Origin of the sequence: Mesorhizobium sp. M2A.F.Ca.ET.037.01.1.1 (assembly GCF_003998075.1) — a bacterium.
GTDB lineage: Bacteria > Pseudomonadota > Alphaproteobacteria > Rhizobiales > Rhizobiaceae > Mesorhizobium.
Genome location: NZ_RZSA01001308.1, coordinates 1 through 1,467, shown reverse-complemented (window position 1 = coordinate 1,467; position 1,467 = coordinate 1). Strand labels below are relative to the sequence as shown.

The 1,467-nt window shown below is 67.4% G+C and carries 1 protein-coding gene; it reads left to right on the top strand.

Features of this window, described 5'->3' with window-relative positions:
* Window positions 1–226: 226 nt before the first annotated feature.
* Complete coding sequence (locus tag EOA27_RS36220; protein WP_127258699.1) at window positions 227–1,246, top strand: glucokinase; 1,020 nt, start codon at window positions 227–229, stop codon at window positions 1,244–1,246.
* Window positions 1,247–1,467 lie beyond the last annotated feature (221 nt).

Genomic DNA, 1,467 nt, shown 5'->3' with positions numbered 1-1,467 from the left:
CCGTGGCGGAACCGCAGCCGACCGAGCCGGCGGACACGATCTCCAGCGGCAATGCCGCGATGCCGGCGGCGGCGAGCGCTTTCGCGCCGACGCCCAAGATCGGCATTCCGCTGCCAAGGCCTAGACCGGGGAACTGACGCCGAAGCGGGCTTCCCCTTTCCGGGGTCATGCGCTAGTCAATCGATTGAAACGGCGCAGTGGCGCCGCAACGAGGACGATCACGAGCATGGCAGGCGAAGACGAGAAGGGACTGCGGTTTCCGGTCCTGATCGGCGACATTGGCGGCACCAATGCGCGCTTCTCGATCGTGCTCGACGCTAATTCCGAGGCGACCGAGCCGCAGATCGTCCAGACGGCGAATTTCAAGACCATCGACGACGCGATCCAGGCGGCGGTGCTCGACCGCTCGTCCATCCAGCCGAACTCGGCGGTGCTGGCGATCGCCGGGCCGGTCGACGGCGACGAGATTCCGCTCACCAACTGCCCCTGGGTCGTGAAGCCCCGGCAAATGATCGCCAATCTGGGCCTGAGCGAGGTCGTGGTGCTCAACGATTTCGAGGCGCAGGCGCTGGCGGTCGTGGCGCTCGGCGAGGAGCATATGGAAAAGATCGGCGGAGGCACGCCGGAACCCAATGCGAGCCGCGTCGTGCTCGGCCCCGGCACCGGCCTTGGCGTCGCCGGACTGATCTATGCGCTCGACCACTGGATCCCGGTGCCGGGCGAGGGCGGGCATATGGATATCGGCCCGCGCACGCCGCGCGACTTCCAGGTGTTCCCGCATATCGACAAGCTCGAAGGCCGCATCTCCGGCGAGCAGATCCTGTGCGGGCGCGGGCTGGTCAATGTCTATCGCGCCGTGGCCAAGGCCGATGCCAAGCAGGCGCCCTTCACCACGCCGGCCGAGATCACCGCGGCGGCGCTTGCGAAATCCGACCCGGTCGCCGAGGAGGCGCTGGCGCTGTTCGTCACCTGCCTCGGCCGCACCGCCGGCGACCTGGCGCTGGTGTTCATGGGCCGGGGCGGTGTGTTCCTGACCGGCGGCATCGCGCAAAAAATCGTGCCGGCACTGAAGGAAGGCAATTTCCGCGCCGCCTTCGAGGACAAGGCGCCGCACAGCGCGCTGATGCGCGAAATGCCGGTCTATGTCATCACCCATCCGCTGGCGGCGCTGCTCGGGCTTGCCGCCTATGCCAGGACGCCGTCGCTGTTCGGCGTCAACACGGCGGGGCGGCACTGGCGGGCCTGAAGCCACGCAGTCGACCGGGCAGGGCCAATGTCTGCGGTCTCGACGTCGGCGAGCCTCGTCATTCCAGGGCGAAGCAGGAGCGAAGCTCCGTCGCGAAGACCCTGGAATCCATGCCATGACCTAAGCCGTGGAACGCAGCGGAGCAGAATTCTGCACAGCTGCAGCGCTGCGAAGTCACGGAATGGATCCTCGGGTCTACGCCGCGTCGCTTCGCTCCTTGC